The sequence below is a fragment of the Cellulosimicrobium sp. GQ32 genome, from assembly GCF_059758455.1.
In genome coordinates this window covers 353603-374638 of sequence record NZ_JCAXEP010000002.1, presented here as the reverse complement: position 1 = coordinate 374638, position 21036 = coordinate 353603, and the positions used below count along the sequence as shown (strand labels likewise).

The window sequence follows — 21036 nt, the reverse complement described above, 5'->3', positions numbered from 1 at the left end:
GGCCCGTCCGTCGGCCGGGACGATGCGGACGACCGTGCCCGGGTCTGGGAAGATCTGACCCATGGCCAGGCCCACACCCCTCTCAGGTTTCCCCGAATGGCTCCCCGACGGACGGATCGTCGAGCAGCACGTCCTCGACACCCTGCGGCGGGTGTTCGAGCTGCACGGGTTCGGCGGGATCGAGACGCGCGCGGTCGAGCCGCTCGACCAGCTCCTGCGCAAGGGCGAGACGTCCAAGGAGGTGTACGTCCTGCGTCGCCTCCAGGAGGAGGCCGGCGAGACGGAGGGTGCCAGCAGGAGCGACAAGCAGCTCGGCCTGCACTTCGACCTCACGGTCCCGTTCGCGCGCTACGTGCTCGAGAACGCCGGGCACCTCGCGTTCCCCTTCAAGCGGTACCAGATCCAGAAGGTGTGGCGCGGCGAGCGCCCCCAGGACGGGCGCTTCCGCGAGTTCACGCAGGCGGACATCGACGTCGTCGGCGCGGGTGAGCTGCCCTACCACTACGAGGTCGAGCTGCCGCTCGTCATGGCGGAGGCGCTCGGCGCGCTGCGCGAGATCGGTGTGCCCGAGGTCCGCGTCCTGGTGAACAACCGCCGCGTCGCCGAGGGCTTCTACCGCGGCCTGGGGATCGGTGCCGTGGACGAGGTGCTGCGCCAGATCGACAAGCTGGACAAGATCGGCGCCGAGAAGGTGGCGGCGCTCCTCGTCTCGGAGGCAGGCACCACGACCGAGCAGGCCGAGGCGTGCCTCGCCCTCGCCGCGATCAGCGGGAGCGACGCGGGCGTCGTCGACCGCGTGCGGGCGCTCGCTACCCAGCACGGCGTGGAGAGCGACCTGCTCGAGACCGGGCTCGGCGAGCTCGGCGCGCTGATCGAGGCCGCGAGCGTGCGCGCCCCGGGCGTCGTCGTCGCGGACCTCAAGATCGCGCGCGGGCTCGACTACTACACGGGCTCCGTCTACGAGACCGTGCTCGTGGGCCACGAGCAGCTCGGGTCGATCTGCTCGGGCGGCCGGTACGACACGCTCGCGTCCGACGGCGCGAACACCTACCCCGGCGTCGGCCTGTCGATCGGCGTGTCCCGCCTCGTCTCCCGACTGCTGTCCGCGGGCCTGGTCCGGGCGACGCGCTCCGTGCCGAGCGCCGTCGTCGTCGCGGTCACGAGCGAGGAGACGCGCGGTGCGTCCGACGCCGTCGCGTCCGCCCTGCGGTCACGGGGCGTCCCGGTCGAGGTCGCGCCGGCCGCCGCCAAGTTCGGCAAGCAGATCCGCTACGCCGACCGGCGCGGGATCCCGTTCGTCTGGTTTCCCGGGCGCGTCGAGGAGGACGGGACGCGCTCGCCGGACCAGGTGAAGGACATCCGCTCGGGCGAGCAGCTGGACGCCGACCCGGCGACGTGGGAGCCGCCGGCCGAGGACCGTTTCCCGCGCGTGGTGCCGGCGGCCGACTGACCGACCGACGACGGCGGCCCGCACGCCCGGGCGCGAGGGGAGGCGACGTGACCGGACCGGTCGAGCTCGCGCTGCCCTTCACCGGGACCTGGCTCGTGCAGAACAGCCCGGCGCGGCGCGTCCCGAGCCACGGCACGCACCTGTTCGCCACGACGTACGCGATCGACTTCGTCGCGGTCCGCGGCCGGCGCACCGCGGACGTGCGCGACTGGCGCACCGTGCTCGGCACCGAGCCGCCGGAGCGGTTCCTCGCGTTCGGCCTGCCCGTCCTCGCCCCCGCCCCTGGCACCGTCGTCGCGGTGCACGGCGACGAACCCGACCACGAGGCCCGGCGCTCGCCGTCCGCGCTGCTCGGGTACGCGCTCACGCAGGCGTCCCGAGCACGCGCGGGCGGCGCGGCGCTCGCGGGCAACCACGTGGTGCTCGCGCTGGGCACGCCAGGGGTCTTCGTGGTGCTCGCCCACCTGCGGCGCGGGTCGGTCGCGGTGCGCCCGGGACAGCGGCTCACGACCGGCGACGTGGTGGGACGGTGCGGGAACTCGGGGAACTCGACGCAGCCGCACGTGCACGTCCAGGTCATGGACGGCCCCGACGCCCACGTCGCGCGGGGCGTGCCGCCCGCGTTCCGCGCCTACCGCGAGCACGGGCGGCATGGCCGGACGGGCACGGTCGAGATCGGGGTCCCGGCCGAGGGAGCGGTGGTCGAGCGCGCCTGAGGCTGTCCGGGCCCGCCCGACGCGCTCGCCTCAGGCGGTGAGCGCGCCGATCCCCGTGACCCACCCCGCCAGGACGCCGATCGCGACGAGCGCCCCGGCGAGGGCGAGCACCGCGCCCGCCGCGGCGACGTCGGGCGCGCCCAGGGTCACGGGGCGCGACGTCGACCGAGGGCCGGCGCCCAGGCCGCGCGACTCGAGCGCGACCGTCAGCCGCTCGGACCGGCGCACCGCTCCGACGAGGAGGGCGAAGGCCGCCGCGCTCAGCGACCGCGGGGATCGGGGGAGCCGGCCGCCACGTCGCCGGGGGTCGCGCACCGCCTGGGCGCAGCGGATCGTGTGCCAGGCGTCGGGAAGCTCGACGAGGAGCCGGTGCGCGGCGAGCACCGCGAACGTCCAGGTCGCCGGGAGGCGAGCGTGCTGGTGGAGGCTCGTCATGAGGCGCACGGGGTCGGTCGTGAGGACGAGCACGAGCGACAGCGCCCCGACGAACAGCGTGCGCAAGGCGAGCGCGGCACCGATCGTGACGCCGTCCGCGCCGACGGTGAGCGGCCCGAGCGCGACGTCGTCGCCGCCCGGGCGGGTCACGACGTTGACGACGAGAAGGCTCGCCGCGAAGACCCCGAACGGGACGTGGGCCAGCGCGAGCGTGCCCACCGGCACTCGGCCGAGCACGAGCAGGGCCGCGACCGTCAGCAGCCAGGCGGTCGCGGGGGTGACCGGGTCGGTGACGAGCAGCGCGCCGGTGGACAGGAGGAGCACGGTGGCGAGCTTCACCGTCGGGTTCCAGCGCTCGAGGACGGACGGAGGGAGCGCGGTCACGGGGCCACCTCCGCGGGGACGAGGGCCCCGGGTTCCGGTACGCCCGGACCTCCGGTGCTCGCTACGGCGTCGCGCGCCGCGTCGCAGGCGGTGTCGAGAGCGCGTACGAGCGCGCCCGGGTCGACGCCGCGCGCACGACCGGTCCGTGCCCACCAGTCGAGCAGCGGGGTTCGGCGCAGTCCCGCGAGCGCGCACAGCGCGTCGTCGGCGAGGACCGCGGGCGGCTCCGCGACCGTGGCGAGCGCGCCGTCCACGACCACGGCGACCCGGTCGGCGATCGCCGCGACGAGCGAGAGGTCGTGCGAGACGAGGACCACGGCGCCTCCCGCGTCGGCGCGGTCGCGCAGGACGCGGGCGGCCGCGTGGGCCTGGGCACGGTCCAGGCCGAACGTCGGTTCGTCGGCGAGGAGGACCGGCGGGTCGAGCACGGTCGCCGTCGCGAGGGACAGACGCCGCTGCTCGCCGCCCGAGAGCCGGTACGGGTTCGCGTCGGCGAGGTGCGCGAGCCCGAACGCGGCGATGGTCGCCTCGACGCGCGCGGCGACGTCGGAGAGGCGGGCGAGGCGCGCCGACCAGGCGACCTCCTCGCGCACGGTGCGGGCGACGAGCTGGTGCTCGGGGTCCTGGAAGACCATCGCGACGGGATCGCCCGTCGCGGTCGCGACCTCGCCCGTGGTGCGCTCGAGCCCCGCCAGGCCGCGCAGGAGCGTCGACTTGCCGCCTCCGTTGGGCCCGACGACGGCGAGCACCTCGCCCGCGCGGACGTCGAGGTCGACGTCGCGCACGACGGGGTGCTCGCCCCGGCGGGTGCGTCCCGCGCCGAGGCCGCCTCGGTGGACGGCGAGCCCGCGCGCCCGGAGCACGACCGGGCGCGTTGCCGCAGGGGCCGCGTCCAGAGGGCGGTCCGTGGTCGTCGAGCGCACCGGCGAGGCGTGCACGAGGTCGACCAGCCAGTCGTCGGTCTCGGGCGAGCCGAGCGGCTCCGGGGCGCCCGCCTGCTCCAGGCGGACGGCGAGCGGCAGCCAGCACCCCAGGTCGGCGAGGTCGCGCGCGTGCTCGCGCAGGACGCGGTGCGTGGGGCCGTGCGCGACGACCCGCCCGTCGCGGCCGAGCGCCAGGGTCGCGTCGGGCAGCGCGCCCAGGTCGTCCAGGCGATGCTCGACGAGCACGACGGAGCGGTGAGGGGACCCGTGGGACGACCCCTCGCCGTCGGGCCCGGGTGCCCGGGCGAGGCCGGCGACGAGCGCCCCGACCTCGTGGGCGGCAGCGGGGTCCAGGAGCGCGGTGGGCTCGTCGAGGACGACGAGCTCCGGGTCGGCGACGAGCGCGGCGGCGACCGCGACGCGCTGCGCCTCGCCGCCCGACAGGGCGTGGGTCGGGCGGTCGTGCAGGTGCGCGGCGCCGACCGCGGAGAGCGCGGCGACCGCGCGGTCGTCCATGGTGCGGGGGTCGGCGCCGCGGTTCTCGAGCGCGAACCGCAGCTCCTCGTCCACGCGCGCCAGGCAGAGCTGGTCGCCGGGCCGCTGCTGGACGAGGCCCACGCGGGCCGCGAGCACGGGCGGCGGCACCTCGCGCGGGTCGAGGCCGGCCACGCGGAGCCCGCCCGCGACGGTGCCCGGGAGCGTGTGCGGCACGACGCCGACGAGCGCACGCAGGAGGGTCGACTTGCCGCACCCGGACGGGCCGAGCACCAGCAGGCTGGACCCGGCCGGGACGGTGACGTCGACGCCGTCGAGCACCAGGGCACCGTGGTGCCCGAGGTGCACGGTCACGGCCTCGGCGGTGACGGCGTCGCCCGGGGCGACGTCCGGAGAGGCGGTCTCGGGTGCGTCGGGGGCGGCGCGCTCAGCCACGGTGGGCAGCGCCGATCGCGAACGCGTCGAGGGCACCCGTCCGGGCGAGCGCGTCGCCGAGGACGCGGGCCGCGAGGCCGCACAGCACGACGCACGACACGACCTGGACACCCAGCCGGAGCATCGCGTAGTCCTGTCCGAGCCAGCCGAAGCGCACCGCGTTGAAGGCGAACGTGACGAGCGCGGCGCTCACGCCGGACGCGACGAACACCCACCAGCCGAACCGGCGGTAGCGCGTGAGCGCGAACGGCAGCTCGGCGCCGAGGCCCTGGACCAGGCCCACGACGAGCAGGAGCGGCCCGGCGGGGGAGGCGAGGAAGACGACCTCGACGAGCGCGGCCAGGGTCTCGGCGAGGATGCCGACCCCCGGCTTGCGCACGATGTACGTGGTCAGCGGGCCGACGACGATCCACGCGCCCGCGAGGACGTTCGCGGCGAGGTCCGCGAGCGGGCCCATCGCGAGCTGCAGAGGGGCCCAGAGCTGTACGAACGCCCAGTACACGAACCCGAAGACGACCCCGAGGACGGCGACCAGCACCGTCTCGTGCAGGGTCAGGCCTCGGCGGCGCGCGGCACGCGGGGGCGTCGCCGGGAGGGCGCGGACCGCCGTCCCGGTGGTCGGGTCGTCGGTCGTCCCGACGGCCGCCCCGGGGGCGGCGCTCGGGGTCGTCTGCTGCGGGGTGGTGCGGGGCTCGGCCATGCGGTTCCCTCCGTCGGGCCCCCGGGGCGAGGGGTGCACGACGGCGCGCCACCGCCTCGGTCCGCACGCACGGCCTCGCGCGGGGCGCGCGGGCACGAGCGCGCAGGGGACGGTGACGTCGGCCCTGCTCCCTTCGCTGGTACGAACCAGATCAGGTTCCACGGGTCTGCAGGGGGGACGGGTGTCCGGCCTGCACTCTCAGCGCTCGTGCGCTCCCCGGGGGCTGTGTACCCGCGACCCTAGGGCCTGGGCCGCGCGTCGACAAGCACGGCGGCCCGGTGTGACGTCAGCAACACCGCGCCTGCTACTCTGCGTCCGCTCGTGCGAGAGAGCCGCCAGGTCGGGTGCCGGGTGGGAGCGCGCACCGTGTCCGGAGAAGGTGCCATGACCAGCTCGTCCGCCGGGGCCCCCACCCTCGGTCCGCCGATCGTCGACGCCTTCGACGCGGTCCCCGTGCTGGCCCCGTTCCGGGAGACGGCGCGCCGTGGGGACTGGGACGCCCTGCGATGCATGCTCCACGGGGTGGGCAGCGTCGACGACCTGGTGGCGGTCGTCGAGCACCTGGCACGACTCGACGGCATCGAGTCAGGGCTGGAGCGCAGCGTGGCGGACCGTCCGGACGACGTGCTGGTCACCCTGCTCGCCGCCCGCTACGTGCGGGCGGGGTGGGAGGTCCGCACGCGAGACCGTGCACGGCACGTCTCTGCCGCCCAGTTCGAGCAGTTCCACGCGATGCTCGGACGCGCCGAGCGGCTGCTCGTCGACGTGTGCGCACGGCGGCCCGACCTCGCCCCGGCGTGGAGCACGCGGCTGGCCACGGCGCGAGGGCTCGAGCTCGGGCACGGTGAGGCGCGGCGGCGGTATCGCCGCCTCGCGGCTCACCATCCGCACGTCTTCGCCGCACAGGCGCAGCTGCTCCAGCAGCTGTGTCCCAAGTGGGGCGGCACGTGGGAGGACGCCTTCGCGTTCGCACGGGAGTGCGCGGCCGGCTCCCCCAGCGGCTCCCCGGCGGGCGCCCTGGTCGCGACGGCGCACCTCGAGCGCTGGGCCGACTCCGACAGCAGGTCCGGCCGGGCGCACCTCGCGTCCGCGGCCGTCCGGGACGAGCTGCGAGAGCACGCCGCACGATCGGTGCTGCACCCGGACGCCTCCCTCGGCGTGCAGGGGGCCGAGGCTCACGGAGCCTTCGCGCTCGTCTACTCGCTCGGCGGGCACGCGGCCGCCGCCGCACCGCACTTCCGCGCGATGGGGGAGCGGGTGCCCCCCGAACCGTGGGACTACCTCGAGGACCCGGCGGGTGACCTCGTGCGCTTCCGAGAGGCAGCGTTCCGCAGCGAGACACAAGGAGAAGCATGAGCACGGCACCGAGCGGCACGAGCCCGTCGGCGCCCGGGAACGACGCGGCCGGCCTGACCGACCTCGCGGGCTTCGTGGGGTCGACGACGGTCGACGGCGTGCCGGTGCTGCTCGCCCCACGCCGGGGAGACGTGACGGCAGGGCTCGTGTTCCGGGTCGGCCGGGCGGACGAGACGCTCGCGACCTCGGGCATCACCCACCTCGTCGAGCATCTTGCGCTCTTCGACCAGAACCTCACCGAGGTGCACTCCAACGGCCTCACCGCCGACACGTACACCCTGTTCCACGTCACGGGGACTCCCGACGAGGTCGTGCGATTCCTCGGTGGGGTCTGCTCCGCGCTGCGCGATCTGCCCACCGACCGGCTCGAGGTCGAGAGGGGGATCCTACGGACCGAGGCCGCGGGCCGGTCGGGGGCCCGGCGCGGGCGATGCGGGTCTGGCGCTACGGAGCGCGGGGATACGGCCTCGCCGGGTACGACGAGCTCGGCGCAGCGCGCGTCACCGCGGAGGACGTCCGTGCCTGGGCCCGGGAGCGGTTCACGCGCGACAACTGCGTGCTCTTCCTGACCGACGACCGAGTCCCTCCCGGTCTCGCGATCGATCTGCCCGCGGGTACGCGGTTCGCCACCCCGGCGCCGACGACCGCGCTACCGACGACCCCGGCGTCGTTCGTCGGGCAGGACGGCTCCATCGTCCTCGACGCGGTCGTGCCGCGCACCGCGGCAGCGACGGCGTTCGCGCAGGTCGCCGGCCGAGCGCTCTTCCGCGACCTGCGCCAGGACGGCGGCTACTCCTACACCGCCGACGCGGACTACACGCCGCGCGACGGCGAGCACGCCACGATCACGCTCTACGCCGACACGCTTCCCGACCAGCAGGACGCCGCCGTCGGCGCGTTCGTGGACACCTTGGCGCGCCTGCGCGCGGGGCGGATCGAGCAGGACGAGCTCGACGTCGTGCGCTCGCGCATGCTGCGCGAGCTCGACGCGCCGGAGCTGGCAGCGCAGATGCTGCCCGGCTACGCGTTGAGCCTCCTGTACGGCCGCCCGCTGGAGCACCCGGACCACGGCCGGGCGGAGATCGAGGCGCTGTCGGTCGACGACCTGCGCGCCGTGGCCCGCGAGGTGTGGTCCGACGCCCTGGTCCAGGTGCCCGCCAGGACGCTCGAGTGGGCAGGTCTCGACGCAGCCCCGTCCTGGTCCGAGGCCGTGCTCGTGGGCAGGAGGTTCCCGCGTGCGGGATCGCCGGTCTTCCTGGTGGTGGCTGACGTGGGCGTCAGCCTCGTCACCCCGCAGGGGGCGTCGACGGTCCTGTTCGACGAGTGCGAGGTCATGACGTGCCGTCCCGACGGGGCGCGGTTCCTCACCGGGGCGGACGGGTTCACCGTCCCCGTCGAACCGACCTTGCACCCCGGGCTCACGCGCGACGTGGTCGCCACGGCGATCGACGCGCGCGTCCGCGCCGACGTCGTCGTGAACCTGCCGGCGCGCGACCCCGACGTCGTTCCTCGCCCGCCCGACCCGTCCGCACCGACGGCGCGCGTGCGGACGGCGCTCGCCGACCTCGGCGCCCGGGCGCGCGGGTGGCTGGCGCCGCGGTTCGGGTACGTCGTCAGGGTCTTCGTCGGTGTGTCGGCTCTCGTCGTCTGGCTCCTCGGCCGTGCGCTCATCGCCGCGGGCGAGGCCTCGACCACCGACCTCGTCGTCGTCCTGACGACCGCGATCGCCCTGGCCGCGATCCCGTGGATCGCCCGCTGGTGGCTGCGCCGGGAGCTGCGTCGTTGACAAGGATTCGAACATCTGTTCGAATCAGTGCGTGCGGTGGGACGGACAGACGCTCGGTGCGGACGACGGCGCGCTCCCGGGGCTGGAGCGCGTCGGCCTCGTGCGCAGCGTCCGCACGCCAGAGTTCGCAGGCATCACCTTCCACGAGGTGACCGCCAAGAGCGCGCTGTCCAAGGTCCCGGCGATGTCGCGCATGCCGTTCCGCTGGACGGTCAACCCGTACCGGGGATGCAGCCACGCGTGCTCGTACTGCCTCGCCCCGTCGACCCCCGTGCTCCTGGCCGACGGCCGCCAGCGCCCGATCGCTGAGCTGCGTGTCGGCGACGAGATCATGGGGACCGTGCCGCACGGCGCGTACCGGCGGTACGTGCGCACGCGGGTGCTCGATCGCTGGACCACCCGCAAGCGCGCCTACCGCGTGACCCTCGCGGACGGCACGCGCCTCGTCGCGAGCGGCGACCATCGGTTCCTGACGGAGCGCGGCTGGCGCCACGTCGTCGGCGGCGCGGGCCGCCGCGCCCACCTCGCTCTCGGCGACGTGCTCGTCGGCCCGGGCGCCGCGGCGCTCGCTCAGGAGGGGGCGGCGCTCGAGGGGCGCGACGTCACGGGCGGCGACGCACTGCGCGTCGACTCGCTGGAAGCCCTCGACGGGCCGGGGGAGGGGACCGAGCTCGTCGACATCACGACCGGCACGCGCGACTTCGTCGCGGCGGGGGTCGTGAGCCACAACTGCTTCGCGCGGCCCACGCACGAGTACCTGGACCTGGACGCGGGCGAGGACTTCGACCGCGAGGTCGTGGTCAAGGTCAACGTCGACGAGGTGCTGCGCGCCGAGCTCGGCCGGCGGTCGTGGGACCGCGACGCTGTCGCACTCGGGACCAACACCGACCCCTACCAGCGGGCCGAGGGTCGCTACCGGCTCATGCCCGGCATCATCGAAGCCCTCGCAGGGTCCGGCACGCCGCTGTCCGTCCTCACCAAGGGGACGCTCCTGCGTCGCGACCTGCCGCTGCTCGCCGACGCCGCTTCGCGCGTCGAGGTCGGGATCGGCGTCTCGCTCGCGCTCCTCGACCCGGCGCTCCAGGCGAGCGTCGAACCCGGCACCCCGTCGCCCCGCGCCCGGCTCGACCTCATCCGGGCCGTCCGCGAGGCAGGGCTGCCGTGCGGCGTCATGGTCGCGCCCGTGCTGCCCTGGCTGACCGACTCGACCCGCGCGCTCACCGACCTGCTCGACGCGGTGAAGGACGCCGGCGCGACGGGCGTCACCGTCCTGCCCTTGCACCTCAAGCCCGGCACGCGCGAGTGGTACATGGGCTGGCTCGCGCGCGAGCACCCGCAGCTCGTGCCGGGGTACGAGCGCGTCTACGCGCGCGGGACCTACGCCTCGAAGGCCTACCGGTCGTGGCTGTGGGACCGCGTGCGCCCGATGCTCGAGGCGCGTGGCTTCGCGGTCTCCGGGCACCGTGGCCCCGCGGGCGTCGAGGGCCGGTACCGCCGGGGCGAGCTCGGCGGTCTCGGCGACCGTCACCACGACGCGGGGCCGCCGACGGACGGCGCCTACCCGACCGGGAGCCTCGCCGGGGTGCCTCCGGAGCCCGACCGGCACGGTCACGACGGCGCCCTCGCGGGCATGCCGGTCGACGGCGGGGGCCTGGACGTCGTCGGCGGGGGAGTCGAGCAGGTGCTTTTCTGACCAGGTGGCACCGACCGGGCGTCGCGGACCCTGTGACGCCGGGACCGCGGTCCCGGCGGGTCCCGTGGTCGAGTCAGGAAGGCTGGTCGCGGTGCGGGACGGCACCGACCCGGACGATGTCCGTCCGTGCCACGGCCCTGGCCCGGACGTCGGCGAGCGCCACGCGGGCGGGGTCGGCCAGGTACGCGGCGAGCGCGTCGTCGTCGGGCATCTCGATGACCTGGACCTCGGTCGGCAGCGAGGCATCCTGGCCGGGTAGCGCCCGCACGCGCGACAGCAGCCGACCGCCGTGGACCGGCACCAGGGCGAGGACGTCGTCCTCATACTCGCCCAGCAGGTCGGCGTTACCCTCCGTGGGCCACAGCAGGACGCACAGCGTGATCGGCATGGTCGGCACGCTACGCCGCCGCGCCGCCGGGAACGTCAGCCGTCCGCGAGGCGCGCCGGGAAGCCGCCCGTCGCGACCGGGCCCCAGCGCGTGATCGTCAGGCGCACGAGGGACTTGCCCTGCGCGACCATCGCGGCGCGGTACTCGTCCCAGTCCGGGTGCTCGCCACTGATGGAGCGGTAGTAGTCGACGAGCGGCTCGACCGAGTCCGGCAGGTCGATCACCTCGGCCTCGCCGTCGACCTGCACCCACGGGTCGGAGAAGCGCTCGCCCAACGAGAGCAGCGACGCGCGCGGGTCGCGGCGCACGTTGACGACCTTCGCGCGCTCCGGGTAGGTCGACACCACGATCCGGCCCGCGTCGTCGACCCCGTACGTCACCGGGCTGAGCTGGGGCCGGCCGTCGGCGCGCGTCGTGACCAGGACGCCGTCGTGGCGGGAGCGCAGGAACTGTTCGAGCTCGTCGCGCTCGACGCGCCGGTTCGTCGCGATGGTGCGTGCCACAGGGTCACCCCTCCTCGTGCGGACGGCGGGCCGGTCGGCGCACGCCGGTGCCGCTCGCCCGAGCGCGGGCTCCGGACGCAGGTCCCGGACGCACGACGCGGGCGGCGCCCTGGCGGCGCGGCGGCACCGTCACGGTATCCGGTCGAGCCGCCCGCCCGCCCGCACTAGACTCGTCCGGACGCGCGACCGCCCCCGGGAGCGCGAACCCCACCGCCCACCTGGAAGGAACCCTCCGTGCTGCGCACCCGAACGGCCGGCTCACTGCGGGCCGAGCACACCGGTCAGACCGTCACCCTCACGGGCTGGGTCGACCGTCGGCGCGATCACGGCGGCGTCGCCTTCATCGACCTGCGGGACGCCTCCGGGATCGCCCAGGTCGTGATCCGCGACGAGGCCGTCGCGCACCCGCTGCGCAACGAGTTCGTGCTCCAGGTGACCGGCGAGGTCTCGCGCCGCCCCGACGGCAACGAGAACCCGTCCCTGCCGACGGGCGAGATCGAGGTCGTCGCGACCGACGTCGTCGTGCTCAACACGTCCGAGGCGCTGCCGTTCCAGGTCTCCACGGCGCTCGCGGACACCGAGACGATCGGCGAGGAGGCGCGCCTCAAGCACCGCTACCTCGACCTGCGCCGCCCCGCCCCCGCGCACGCTCTGCGCCTGCGCGCCAAGGTCAACCAGGCCGCACGCCGCGTGCTGGACGCCGAGGAGTTCGTCGAGATCGAGACGCCGACCCTGACGCGCTCGACGCCCGAGGGCGCGCGCGACTTCCTGGTCCCCGCGCGCCTCGCGCCGGGCTCCTGGTATGCGCTGCCGCAGTCGCCGCAGCTCTTCAAGCAGCTGCTCATGGTCGCGGGCATGGAGCGCTACTACCAGATCGCGCGCTGCTACCGCGACGAGGACTTCCGCGCCGACCGCCAGCCGGAGTTCACGCAGCTCGACGTCGAGATGAGCTTCGTCGAGCAGGACGACGTCATCGCGCTCGCCGAGAAGATCCTCGTCGCGCTGTGGGAGCTCGTCGGGTACACGATCCCGACGCCGATCCCGCGCATGACGTTCCACGACGCGATGCGCCTCTACGGGTCGGACAAGCCCGACCTGCGCTTCGGCAACCCGCTCGTCGAGCTCACGGACTACTTCAAGGACACGCCGTTCCGCGTGTTCCAGGCGGAGTACGTGGGCGCGGTCGTCATGGCGGGCGGGGCGTCGCAGCCGCGCCGCCAGTTCGACGCGTGGCAGGAGTGGGCCAAGCAGCGCGGCGCCCGCGGGCTCGCGTACGTCACGTTCCAGGAGGACGGGACGCTCGCCGGCCCGGTCGCCAAGAACCTGTCCGACGCCGAGCGCGAGGGCCTGCGCGACGCGACCGGCGCGCAGCCGGGTGACGCGGTGTTCTTCGCCGCGGGCAAGACGTCGGACTCGCGCGCGCTGCTCGGTGCGGCGCGCCAGGAGATCGCGAAGCGCACGGGTGCCATCGACGAGGACGCCTGGGCGTTCGTCTGGATCGTGGACGCGCCGCTGTTCAAGCCGACGGGCGAGGACGATGACGTCGACCTCGGTCACTCGGCCTGGACCGCCGTGCACCACGCGTTCACGTCGCCCACGCCCGACTGGGTCGACACGTTCGAGCAGAACCCGGGCGAGGCGCTCGCCTACGCGTACGACATCGTCTGCAACGGCAACGAGATCGGCGGCGGCTCGATCCGTATCCACCGCCGCGACGTGCAGGAGCGCGTGTTCGACGTCATGGGCATCGGGCCCGAGGAGGCGCAGGAGAAGTTCGGCTTCCTCCTCGACGCGTTCAAGTTCGGCGCGCCGCCGCACGGCGGGATCGCGTTCGGCTGGGACCGCATCGTCGCGCTGCTGACGAAGTCGGACTCGATCCGCGACGTCATCGCCTTCCCGAAGTCGGGCGGCGGGTACGACCCGCTCACGCAGGCCCCCGCACCGATCACGCCCGAGCAGCGCAAGGAGGCCGGCGTCGACGCGAAGCCCGCCGCCCCGGCGCGCGACGGCGGCCAGGGCGACGACGCGACCGGGCGCACGGACGCGTAGCCGCAGCCCGCACGACGCCGAGGGCGCGCCATCCCCGCCGGGTGGCGCGCCCTCGGCGCGTCCGGACGCCGCCGGCCCGAACCCCGTCGCAGCGAGGCACGACGCCCGGACCGGTCGAGGCCGGCGCCCACGCCCCCGCCAGGCGTCCCGCCCGGATCTTGAGCAGATCCTGAGGTTTCGCTGCGCCGACGCGGCGGGTGCCTCGCGCCGGGGCGCGCAGGATCGTGCTCGTTGAACCCCACGACGAACGAGGCACTCATGACCGCCCTGCTCACCGACCGCGACCCGGTCGACGTCGACGAGCCCGCGCCCTTCGGTACGGAGCTCGACCGCTACCAGTTCACGCCCGACGAGGTCGTGGTCCAGGCCCCTGTCCGCCGCGCGACCATCGGCGCGATCATCCCCGCCTACAACGAGGGATCGACGATCAAGTCCGTGCTCAAGGGCATCCTGCGCCAGACCCGCCTGCCGGACGTCGTGCACGTCGTGGTCAACAACACGAGCGACCGCACCTTCGCCAAGGCATCCAAGCTCGCCGGGGAGCACACGACGCGCCGCCGCGGTGTCGAGCAGACCACGCGCGTGTACGTCCACGACCTCGGCCTCCTGGCCGACAAGAAGGTCGGCGCCCTGAACTACGGCTACCGGCTCGTGCACGGCGCGGACTACCTCCTCGGCGTGGACGGCGACACCGTGCTGGCCAAGGACGCCGTCGAGCGCCTCGAGGCCGAGATGTCGTCCGACCCGCGCATCGGCGGCATCTCCGCCATCTACACCGTCGACAACGTCACGCCCCGCGGTCCGCTCAGCCGGTTCCTGCTCACCGGCCAGCGCGCCCAGTTCGCCGCGTTCAACATGCAGAATCTCCTGCGCGGCCGGAACATGGCCGTCCTCGGCGGCCAGGCCTCGCTGTTCCGCATGTCGGCGCTCGAGGCGGTCATGCTCGCTCACCACCAGCGCGACCCGTGGGTCTCCGACTCCGAGGTCGAGGACTCCCTCCTCAGCCTCCAGATCAAGTCGCTCGGCTACTCGACGAAGATCTCGGCGACCGCGCGCGCGACCGTCGGCGGCATGACGACGCTGCGCGCGCTCGACGGCCAGCAGGTCAAGTGGAACTACGGTGCCATCGACCTGATGTGGCCCGGGCAGCGGGGCGACACGCGGGGCCAGCCCTTCCATCCCAACCTGCGACTGCGGTGGATGGAGAACGTCGGCATGCTCGTCAACGCCGTCACGCGCCTGCTCTTCGGCCTTCTCGTCGCCGGAGCGCTGAGCATCCACGCCTTCGAGTTCTCGCCGGTCTGGCTCGTCCCGCCGGTCGTCGCCGTGGCCCTGAACGTACGGACCGCCCTCTCGATCAAGGACCGCACGTGGCGCGACGTGCTGTTCGCGGCCACCCTGGTGCCCGCCGAGCTCTACATGTGGATCCGGGTCGGGCACTTCGCGCGCGCGTGGGCGAAGTTCCTCGCGCGGTCGCGCACGGACAACTGGGCGGCGCAGGCGAAGGCGGAGCGCGGAAGCGGCTGGGCGTTCCTGAGTCCCTTGCTCGTCGCCCTGGTCGGGCTGGCCTCCGTGCTCTGGGCCTGGACGATCCTTCCGCCGGACGCCCGGTCCTCGGTGCTGGCCGTCGGATGGCCGGTCCTCGGGATCGTCACCATCGCCCAGACCGTCTTCATGCTGCGGCGGCTGGTGCGGCGCCATCACGGACTCCTCGCGTGAAGGACGACCTGCGCAGGGCCTGGACTGCGCTCGCGGACGACCTCGACGGGGACGCGCACGCGGTCCGACGCTTCTTCGTGGCCTACCGGGACCTCCTGGTCCCGCGGATCGAGGCCGCGGCCGGCGCGCTGGCCCGCGGTGACGAGAGGGAGGCGCGCAGCACGCTCCTGACGGTGCGGTCCACGTCGCTCATGGTGGGTGCCGAGGAGGTGGGCGCGGCGGTCACCCGGGTGCTCGACCGGAGCGGCGTGCGCCGCGTCGCGGACGAGCGCCGGGCGCTCGACGAGCTGCGTGCCGTCGCCCGCACCGTGATCGAGGAGGTGACCTGGCTGCTGAGCGACCCGCCGACGGCGCTCGGTCAGCCCGTCGGGTCGAAGCGGTAGCCGACCCCGCGAACCGTGCGGATCCATCGCGGCGCCGTCGGACCGTCGCCGAGCTTGCGGCGGAGGTTGGCGACGTGGACCTCCACGCTGCGGCGGTCGGCGTCCGTGACGTAGGTACCGGCGTCGTACTCCTCTCCCCACAGGACCCGGACGAGCTCGTTCCGGCTCACGACACGGCCCGACGCCTCGACGAGGGCACCGAGGATGTCGTACTCGCTGCGCGTGAGGTGGACCGGCGAGCCGTCGACCGTGGCGGTCCGCCGTGGCACGTCGAGCAGGAGGCCGTCCGCGCCGACGAGGGCCGGCTCGTCGGGCGGCAGGGCCGTGCGCGGCCGGTCCACGCCTTCCGCGGGCAGGCCATGGCGCGGCCGCCGCAGGAGAGCCTCGATGCGGGCGCGCAGCTCGCGCGGCCGGAACGGCTTGGTCTGGTAGTCGTCGGCGCCGGCGTCGAGACCCAGGAGCGTGTCGATCTCGTCGGTGCGCGCGGTGAGCATGACCACGTACGTGTCCGACACGCGGCGGATGCGACGGCAGACCTCGAACCCGTCGATGTCCGGGAGGCTGACGTCGAGGGTCGTCACCACAGGGTTGGTACGACGGACGAGCTCGACGCCCTCGACGCCTGTCGCCGCCGCCTCGGTCGTGAATCCCGCCTGCCCGAGCACCGTCTGCAGGAGTTCACGGATCTCCGCGTCGTCCTCGACGATGACCGCGGTGCGGTTGTCGTCCGCCATCCGTCTCCCCCCGTGTGACCCGAGTGCTGCCGACCACCGTAACCGCAGGTGGCGGAGCCCGCGCACGAACGACACCCGACAGGGCCTCGTCCGGGCGGGTGATCTCAGTGCGTGATCGCGAGCCTGCGGTGCAGCCGGCGCAGCGGGCGGGGCGCCCACCAGTTGAACCGGCCGAGCAGCGTCATCGTCGCGGGGACCAGGAGCAGGCGGACGATCGTCGCGTCGATGAGCACCGCGACGGCGAGCGCGAAACCGACCTCCTTGATGACGAGGAGGTCGCCGAGCACGAAGCCTGCGAAGACGACGATGATGATCGCCGCCGCGGACGTGATGATCCGACCGGAGCGCTGGAGCCCCAGGCGCACCGCCTCGTCGTTGGGGTGCCCGGCGTCGTAGAGCTCCTTGACGCGCGCGAGCAGGAACACCTCGTAGTCCATGGCGAGGCCGAACGCGAAGGCGACGACGAGCGCGACCACGTACGTCTCGATCCCCCCGACCGAGGAGAAGTCGAGCAGGCCCTCCAGGTGCCCGTCCTGGAACACCCAGACGAGCACCCCGAGCGATGCCGCGAGCGAGAGCGCATTCGTGAGGAGTGCCTTGACCGGCACCACGACGGAGCCGGTCATGAGGAACAGCAGCACGAGCGTCGCGCCGACGACGATCCCGACGGCCCACCACACGCGCTCGCCGAGCGCGTCGAGGAAGTCGACCTGCCCGGCCGCCTGCCCCGTGACCCATACGTCGAAGGCGCTGTCGGTCGCCCGCACCTCGCGCACCACCGACACCGCCTCCGGCCCGCCGGCGTCGTCCGCGTCGACGTGCACGCCCACGACGGCGTAGTCGCCGAGCGGTGCCGCGGGGTCGACGCTCGCGACGCCGTCGAGCCCCGCGACCTCGTCCGCCCACGCCTGTGCCTCCTCGACGCTCGCGTCGACCACGGCCACCACCTGGGCGCTCTCGCTCGAGGGGTACTGCGCGGCGAGCTCGTCGACGAACTCGCGCTGCGGCGACCCCTGGGGGAGCAGCTCGATGCCGGAGTTGCGCATGTGGAGGCCGAGGACGGGCAGCGCGAGGACGACGAGCACGACGACCGTCGTGAGGAGCACCCACACGGGGTGGCGCTGCACGCGTGCCGCGAGGCGGGAGAACGCGCCCTCGTCGGACTGCACGTCCGCCGTCCGGGCGAGCACGCGGCGCAGGCCGGGGACCCGGCCGAGCAGACCGGGCTTCGCGAGGCGGCGGCCCGAGAACGCGAGCAGCGCGGGCACGAGCGTGAGCGCCGTCGCGACGGCGACGAGGACGACGCCGAGGCCGCCGGCGCCGACGGACCGCAGGATGTCGGGGCGGAACACCATGAGCCCGGCGATCGAGATCGCGACGGTGAGCGCGGAGAACGCGACGGTGCGGCCCGCCGTCTCCATCGTGCGCACGAGCGCCGCGTGGACCACGCCGTCCCCGCGTCGTCGCCGCAGCGCCGGGTCGTCGCCGGCCTCGACGAGACGGTGCAGCTCCTCCCGGAACCGCGAGACGACGAGCAGCCCGTAGTCGATCGAGAGCCCGAGCCCGAGCAGGGTGACGACGTTGACCACGGACGCGTCGACGTCGAGCACGTACGTGAGGCCCAGCAGCACGCCGAGCCCCGTGCCGATGGAGGCGACGGCCCCCGCCATCGGCATCGCGGCCGCGAGGAACCCGCCGAAGACGAGCACCATGATGAGCAGGGCGACCGGCAGCGCGACCTTCTCGCCCGTCGTCAGGTCCTCCTCGACCTGGCCCGTGATGGCGTCGACGATGAGCGCGTTCGAGCCCACCAGCCCCGTCGCCTCCCCGGCGGCGTCGGGCGCCGCCTCCGCGAGGACGCCGGGCACCGCCTCGAGCTGCTCGACGACGCGCTCGGCCACGGCGTCCGTGCGCTCGGCGTCGAGGTCGGTGCGCAGCGTCACCACGGTGAGGAACCCGTCCCCGTCGCTCGCGACGAGCGACTGCGCGGCGGGGTCCTCCACGCCGCCGGGGATCACGTACGGGTTGATGACCGTGTCCACGCCCTCGATCGCCACGAGGTCTGCGTTCACCTCGGTCATGGCCTCCACCACCTGCGCGTCCGCCGGGTCGACCTGGCTCACCAGGAGCGTGATCTCCGGGCCGCCCTCGTCGTTCTCGGCGAGGATCTCCGTCGCGCGCTCGCTGTCCGAGCCGGGGATGGAGGGCGCCCCCGTGGTCACGCGGTCGAACACGCTCTCGCCGTGCACGCCGAACAACGCGAGCGCGAACCCGAGCCCGGTGAGGACGACCCACACGACGACCGTGAGGCGGGGATGGCGGGCGACACGACGACCGAGGCTCGAGAACACGAGCGCCAGCATCCCATCCGCCCGCGCCGCGTGTCAGATCCCTCGCGACGCTGTGGACGACGTTCACCCGACCTCCCCACACCGGGGCGTCCGGGAGCGTGGGAGGCGGTGCGTAGGCTCGGGGCATGTCCACCGGTGATCTGTTCGGCGGCGACCTCTTCGGCGCCGCCACCTCCGGCGCGCAGGGCACGCCGCGACCCGGACCGGGGGCCCCGCTCGCCGTGCGCATGCGTCCCGCCGCCCTCGACGAGGTCGCGGGCCAGGCGCACCTGCTCGTCCCCGGCTCGCCTCTGCGGCGCCTCATCGAGTCGGACGCGTCCGGCGGCCGAGCCGCTCCCGGCTCCGTCATCCTCTGGGGCCCGCCCGGCACCGGCAAGACGACGCTCGCCTACCTCATCGCGACCGCGTCCGGCCGGCGCTTCGTCGAGCTCTCCGCCGTCACCGCCGGGGTCAAGGACGTGCGCACCGTCGTCGAGGACGCCCGCCGCCGCCTCGCGACCGGGGGCGAGGAGACCGTCCTGTTCATCGACGAGGTGCACCGCTTCTCCAAGTCTCAGCAGGACGCGCTCCTGCCGAGCGTCGAGAACCGCTGGGTCACGCTCGTCGCGGCGACCACCGAGAACCCGAGCTTCTCCGTGAACTCGCCCCTGCTCTCCCGCTCGCTCCTGCTCACGCTCCAGCCCCTCGGGGACGACGACGTCCGTGCCCTCGTGCGCCGCGCCGTCGCCGACGACCGGGGGCTCGGCGGCCTCGTCGCGCTCACCGACGAGGCGGAGGACCACCTCGTGCGGCTCGCGGGCGGCGACGCGCGCAAGGCGCTCACCGTGCTCGAGGCCGCGGCCGGCGCCGCGCTCTCGGACTCCCCGGTCCCTGTCGCCGCGGCAGCCTCGGAGGACGCGGCCGCCGACGGGGACGGCGAGCCCGGGACGGACCGCGCGTCGTCCGGCCCCGTGAGCGTCGACCTCGAGGCCGTCGAGCGCGCCGTCGACGTCGCCGCCGTGCGCTACGACCGCGACGGCGACCAGCACTACGACGTCGTGTCCGCGTTCATCAAGTCGATGCGAGGCTCGGACGTCGACGCCTCCCTGCACTACCTCGCGCGCATGATCGCGGCGGGGGAGGACCCACGCTTCATCGCCCGGCGCATCGTCATCGCGGCCGCGGAGGACGTCGGCATGGCCGACCCGTCCGCGCTCCAGACCGCAGTCGCCGCCGCCCAGGCCGTCCAGCTCATCGGCATGCCCGAGGGGCGGATCGTCCTCGCGGAGGCCGTCGTGCACCTCGCGACCGCGCCCAAGTCCAACGCCGCCTACCTCGGGATCGACGCGGCGCTCGCGGACGTGCGCGCCGGGAAGGCCGGGTCCGTCCCGACGCACCTGCGCGACGCGCACTACCCGGGCGCGAAGCAGCTCGGGCACGGGACCGGGTACCGGTACGCCCACGACGCGCCCCACGGCGTCGCGGCGCAGCAGTACCTGCCCGACGCGCTCGTGGGGTCGCGGTACTACACGCCGACCGACCGCGGGTACGAGCGCCAGGTGTCCGACCGCCTCGGGAGGATCCGGGACATCCTGGCGCAGGACGAGCCGGCGCGCTGAACCGGGGGATCGGCGCCCCGCGGGTGCGGTAGACTTCTCAGGTTGCCTTCACGGCGACCACCTGGGACCTCGGCCCCGACCCGCCGTCTCTCCTCCGGAGAGGCACGTGGTCCATCGGCTGGTCCCGCACCCGGACCCGACTCCTCGGGACCAGGTGTGACGTCAGTTCACACACGACAGGAATGAGATACCGCTGTGACGTCTGTCAAGCGCTCGCGCCGCCAGGTCCGCCTGAGCCGCGCCCTGGGCATCGCCCTCACCCCGAAGGCCGTCAAGCACTTCGAGAAGCGCCCGTACCCCCCGGGTGAGCACGGCCGCGCCCGCCGCCGCACCGAGTCGGACTACGCGGTCCGTCTCCGCGAGAAGCAGCGTCTGCGCGCCCAGTACATGCTCCGCGAGAAGCAGCTCGCGCGTGCGTACGAGGAGGCCCGCAAGGACAAGGGTCTGACCGGTGAGGCGCTCGTCGAGAACCTCGAGACCCGCCTCGACGCGCTCGTGCTGCGCGCCGGTTTCGCCCGCACCATCCTGCAGGCGCGCCAGGCCGTCACGCACCGCCACATCCTCGTCGACGGCAAGATCGTGGACCGCCCGTCGTTCCGCGTGAAGCCCGGCCAGACCCTCCAGGTCAAGCCGAAGAGCCAGGCGACGACGCCGTTCCAGGTCGCCGCCGCGGGCGCGCACCGCGACGTGCTCCCGGCCGTCCCGGGCTACCTGGACGTCCAGCTCGAGAAGCTGAGCGCGATCCTCACGCGTCGCCCGAAGCGCGCCGAGGTCCCCGTGCAGTGCGAGGTCCAGCTCGTCGTCGAGTACTACGCTCGCTGACCTTCGCTCCGGACGCCTCGCTCACCGCTTCGTCGGCGAGCGAGGCGTTCGTGCGTCCGGACGTGTGCGCACGCCGCACCGCAGCGACGCCGTCGTCGTGTCGTGCCCGACGGCGG

18 protein-coding genes and 1 riboswitch are annotated in these 21036 nt (G+C 74.4%); of the genes, 11 read left to right on the top strand and 7 right to left on the bottom strand.

The window, feature by feature from the left end; translation table 11 throughout:
• Positions 1-61 precede the first annotated feature (61 nt).
• The gene (gene hisS, locus AC6CH9_RS05415; protein WP_498153990.1) at positions 62-1450 is read left to right on the top strand and encodes a histidine--tRNA ligase; all 1389 of its coding nucleotides are present in this window, start codon (positions 62-64) and stop codon (positions 1448-1450) included.
• 47 nt (positions 1451-1497) lie between these two features.
• Positions 1498-2166, top strand: a complete 669-nt coding sequence (locus AC6CH9_RS05410; RefSeq protein ID WP_498153989.1) for a peptidoglycan DD-metalloendopeptidase family protein — start codon at positions 1498-1500, stop codon at positions 2164-2166.
• A 30-nt stretch (positions 2167-2196) separates the two neighbouring features.
• Here the strand turns inward: AC6CH9_RS05410 and AC6CH9_RS05405 are convergent, their stop codons facing one another.
• The 3 genes from AC6CH9_RS05405 to AC6CH9_RS05395 are packed head-to-tail and all read right to left on the bottom strand — an operon-like array spanning position 2197 to position 5538.
• On the bottom strand, positions 2197-2985 hold the full coding sequence (locus AC6CH9_RS05405) for an energy-coupling factor transporter transmembrane component T family protein (protein ID WP_498153988.1): 789 nt from the start codon (positions 2983-2985) through the stop codon (positions 2197-2199).
• The gene (locus AC6CH9_RS05400; protein ID WP_498153987.1) at positions 2982-4838 is read right to left on the bottom strand and encodes an ABC transporter ATP-binding protein; all 1857 of its coding nucleotides are present in this window, start codon (positions 4836-4838) and stop codon (positions 2982-2984) included. Before AC6CH9_RS05400 ends, AC6CH9_RS05405 begins: the two co-directional genes overlap by 4 nt.
• Positions 4831-5538 (bottom strand): ECF transporter S component, encoded by a 708-nt coding sequence (locus AC6CH9_RS05395; protein ID WP_498153986.1) that lies wholly within the window; start codon positions 5536-5538, stop codon positions 4831-4833. Before AC6CH9_RS05395 ends, AC6CH9_RS05400 begins: the two co-directional genes overlap by 8 nt.
• A 109-nt stretch (positions 5539-5647) precedes the next feature.
• Positions 5648-5767: riboswitch (TPP riboswitch) on the bottom strand.
• A gap of 155 nt (positions 5768-5922) precedes the next feature.
• Here AC6CH9_RS05395 and AC6CH9_RS05390 point away from each other — a divergent pair.
• The 4 genes from AC6CH9_RS05390 to AC6CH9_RS05375 are packed head-to-tail and all read left to right on the top strand — an operon-like array spanning position 5923 to position 10373.
• Positions 5923-6894: a hypothetical protein gene (locus AC6CH9_RS05390; RefSeq protein ID WP_498153985.1), complete on the top strand. Its 972-nt coding sequence runs from the start codon at positions 5923-5925 to the stop codon at positions 6892-6894.
• On the top strand, positions 6891-7463 hold the full coding sequence (locus AC6CH9_RS05385; protein ID WP_498153984.1) for a hypothetical protein: 573 nt from the start codon (positions 6891-6893) through the stop codon (positions 7461-7463). Before AC6CH9_RS05390 ends, AC6CH9_RS05385 begins: the two co-directional genes overlap by 4 nt.
• Positions 7451-8680, top strand: coding sequence for a hypothetical protein (locus AC6CH9_RS05380; RefSeq protein ID WP_498153983.1), 1230 nt, complete (start codon positions 7451-7453; stop codon positions 8678-8680). The genes AC6CH9_RS05385 and AC6CH9_RS05380 overlap by 13 nt, the downstream gene beginning before the upstream one ends.
• Before the next feature lie 31 nt (positions 8681-8711).
• Entirely contained in the window at positions 8712-10373 is a 1662-nt protein-coding gene (locus AC6CH9_RS05375; protein ID WP_498153982.1) for an Rv2578c family radical SAM protein, read from the top strand.
• Between the two features lie 73 nt (positions 10374-10446).
• Here AC6CH9_RS05375 and AC6CH9_RS05370 read toward each other — a convergent pair whose 3' ends face one another.
• Positions 10447-10761 carry a DUF1330 domain-containing protein gene (locus tag AC6CH9_RS05370; RefSeq protein WP_498153981.1) on the bottom strand — a complete coding sequence of 105 codons (315 nt, stop codon included), beginning with the start codon at positions 10759-10761 and terminating at the stop codon, positions 10447-10449.
• Positions 10762-10796: 35 nt separating this feature from the next.
• Positions 10797-11264, bottom strand: coding sequence for a PPOX class F420-dependent oxidoreductase (locus AC6CH9_RS05365; RefSeq protein WP_498153980.1), 468 nt, complete (start codon positions 11262-11264; stop codon positions 10797-10799).
• Positions 11265-11498: 234 nt separating this feature from the next.
• Here AC6CH9_RS05365 and aspS point away from each other — a divergent pair, with 234 nt between their 5' ends.
• The 3 genes from aspS (at position 11499) to AC6CH9_RS05350 (ending at position 15415) form a co-directional block, all read left to right on the top strand.
• Complete coding sequence (aspS, locus tag AC6CH9_RS05360; protein WP_498153979.1) at positions 11499-13313, top strand: aspartate--tRNA ligase; 1815 nt, start codon at positions 11499-11501, stop codon at positions 13311-13313.
• Positions 13314-13571: 258 nt separating this feature from the next.
• The gene (locus AC6CH9_RS05355; RefSeq protein WP_498153978.1) at positions 13572-15032 is read left to right on the top strand and encodes a glycosyltransferase family 2 protein; all 1461 of its coding nucleotides are present in this window, start codon (positions 13572-13574) and stop codon (positions 15030-15032) included.
• Complete coding sequence (locus AC6CH9_RS05350; protein ID WP_498153977.1) at positions 15029-15415, top strand: hypothetical protein; 387 nt, start codon at positions 15029-15031, stop codon at positions 15413-15415. The genes AC6CH9_RS05355 and AC6CH9_RS05350 overlap by 4 nt, the downstream gene beginning before the upstream one ends.
• On the opposite strand, the gene AC6CH9_RS05345 is transcribed toward AC6CH9_RS05350, so the two are convergent.
• Positions 15391-16149 (bottom strand): response regulator transcription factor, encoded by a 759-nt coding sequence (locus tag AC6CH9_RS05345; RefSeq protein WP_498153976.1) that lies wholly within the window; start codon positions 16147-16149, stop codon positions 15391-15393. The genes AC6CH9_RS05350 and AC6CH9_RS05345 overlap by 25 nt on opposite strands.
• A gap of 104 nt (positions 16150-16253) precedes the next feature.
• On the bottom strand, positions 16254-18500 hold the full coding sequence (locus AC6CH9_RS05340) for an MMPL family transporter (protein WP_498153975.1): 2247 nt from the start codon (positions 18498-18500) through the stop codon (positions 16254-16256).
• A 125-nt stretch (positions 18501-18625) separates the two neighbouring features.
• On the opposite strand from AC6CH9_RS05340, the gene AC6CH9_RS05335 reads away from it, so the two are divergent.
• Positions 18626-20098, top strand: coding sequence for a replication-associated recombination protein A (locus AC6CH9_RS05335; RefSeq protein WP_498153974.1), 1473 nt, complete (start codon positions 18626-18628; stop codon positions 20096-20098).
• A gap of 195 nt (positions 20099-20293) precedes the next feature.
• On the top strand, positions 20294-20920 hold the full coding sequence (gene rpsD / locus AC6CH9_RS05330) for a 30S ribosomal protein S4 (RefSeq protein ID WP_047234514.1): 627 nt from the start codon (positions 20294-20296) through the stop codon (positions 20918-20920).
• The last annotated feature ends 116 nt before the right edge of the window (positions 20921-21036 follow it).

Excerpts from the sequence above, each read along its gene's own strand:
- hisS (WP_498153990.1), top strand. The coding sequence starts at position 62 with ATGGCCAGGCCCACACCCCTCTCAGGTTTCCCCGAATGGCTCCCCGAC.
- AC6CH9_RS05335 (WP_498153974.1), top strand. The coding sequence starts at position 18,626 with ATGTCCACCGGTGATCTGTTCGGCGGCGACCTCTTCGGCGCCGCCACC.
- AC6CH9_RS05385 (WP_498153984.1), top strand. The coding sequence starts at position 6,891 with ATGAGCACGGCACCGAGCGGCACGAGCCCGTCGGCGCCCGGGAACGAC.
- AC6CH9_RS05355 (WP_498153978.1), top strand. The coding sequence starts at position 13,572 with ATGACCGCCCTGCTCACCGACCGCGACCCGGTCGACGTCGACGAGCCC.
- AC6CH9_RS05370 (WP_498153981.1), bottom strand. The coding sequence starts at position 10,761 with ATGCCGATCACGCTGTGCGTCCTGCTGTGGCCCACGGAGGGTAACGCC.
- AC6CH9_RS05345 (WP_498153976.1), bottom strand. The coding sequence starts at position 16,149 with ATGGCGGACGACAACCGCACCGCGGTCATCGTCGAGGACGACGCGGAG.
- AC6CH9_RS05390 (WP_498153985.1), top strand. The coding sequence starts at position 5,923 with ATGACCAGCTCGTCCGCCGGGGCCCCCACCCTCGGTCCGCCGATCGTC.
- AC6CH9_RS05395 (WP_498153986.1), bottom strand. The coding sequence starts at position 5,538 with ATGGCCGAGCCCCGCACCACCCCGCAGCAGACGACCCCGAGCGCCGCC.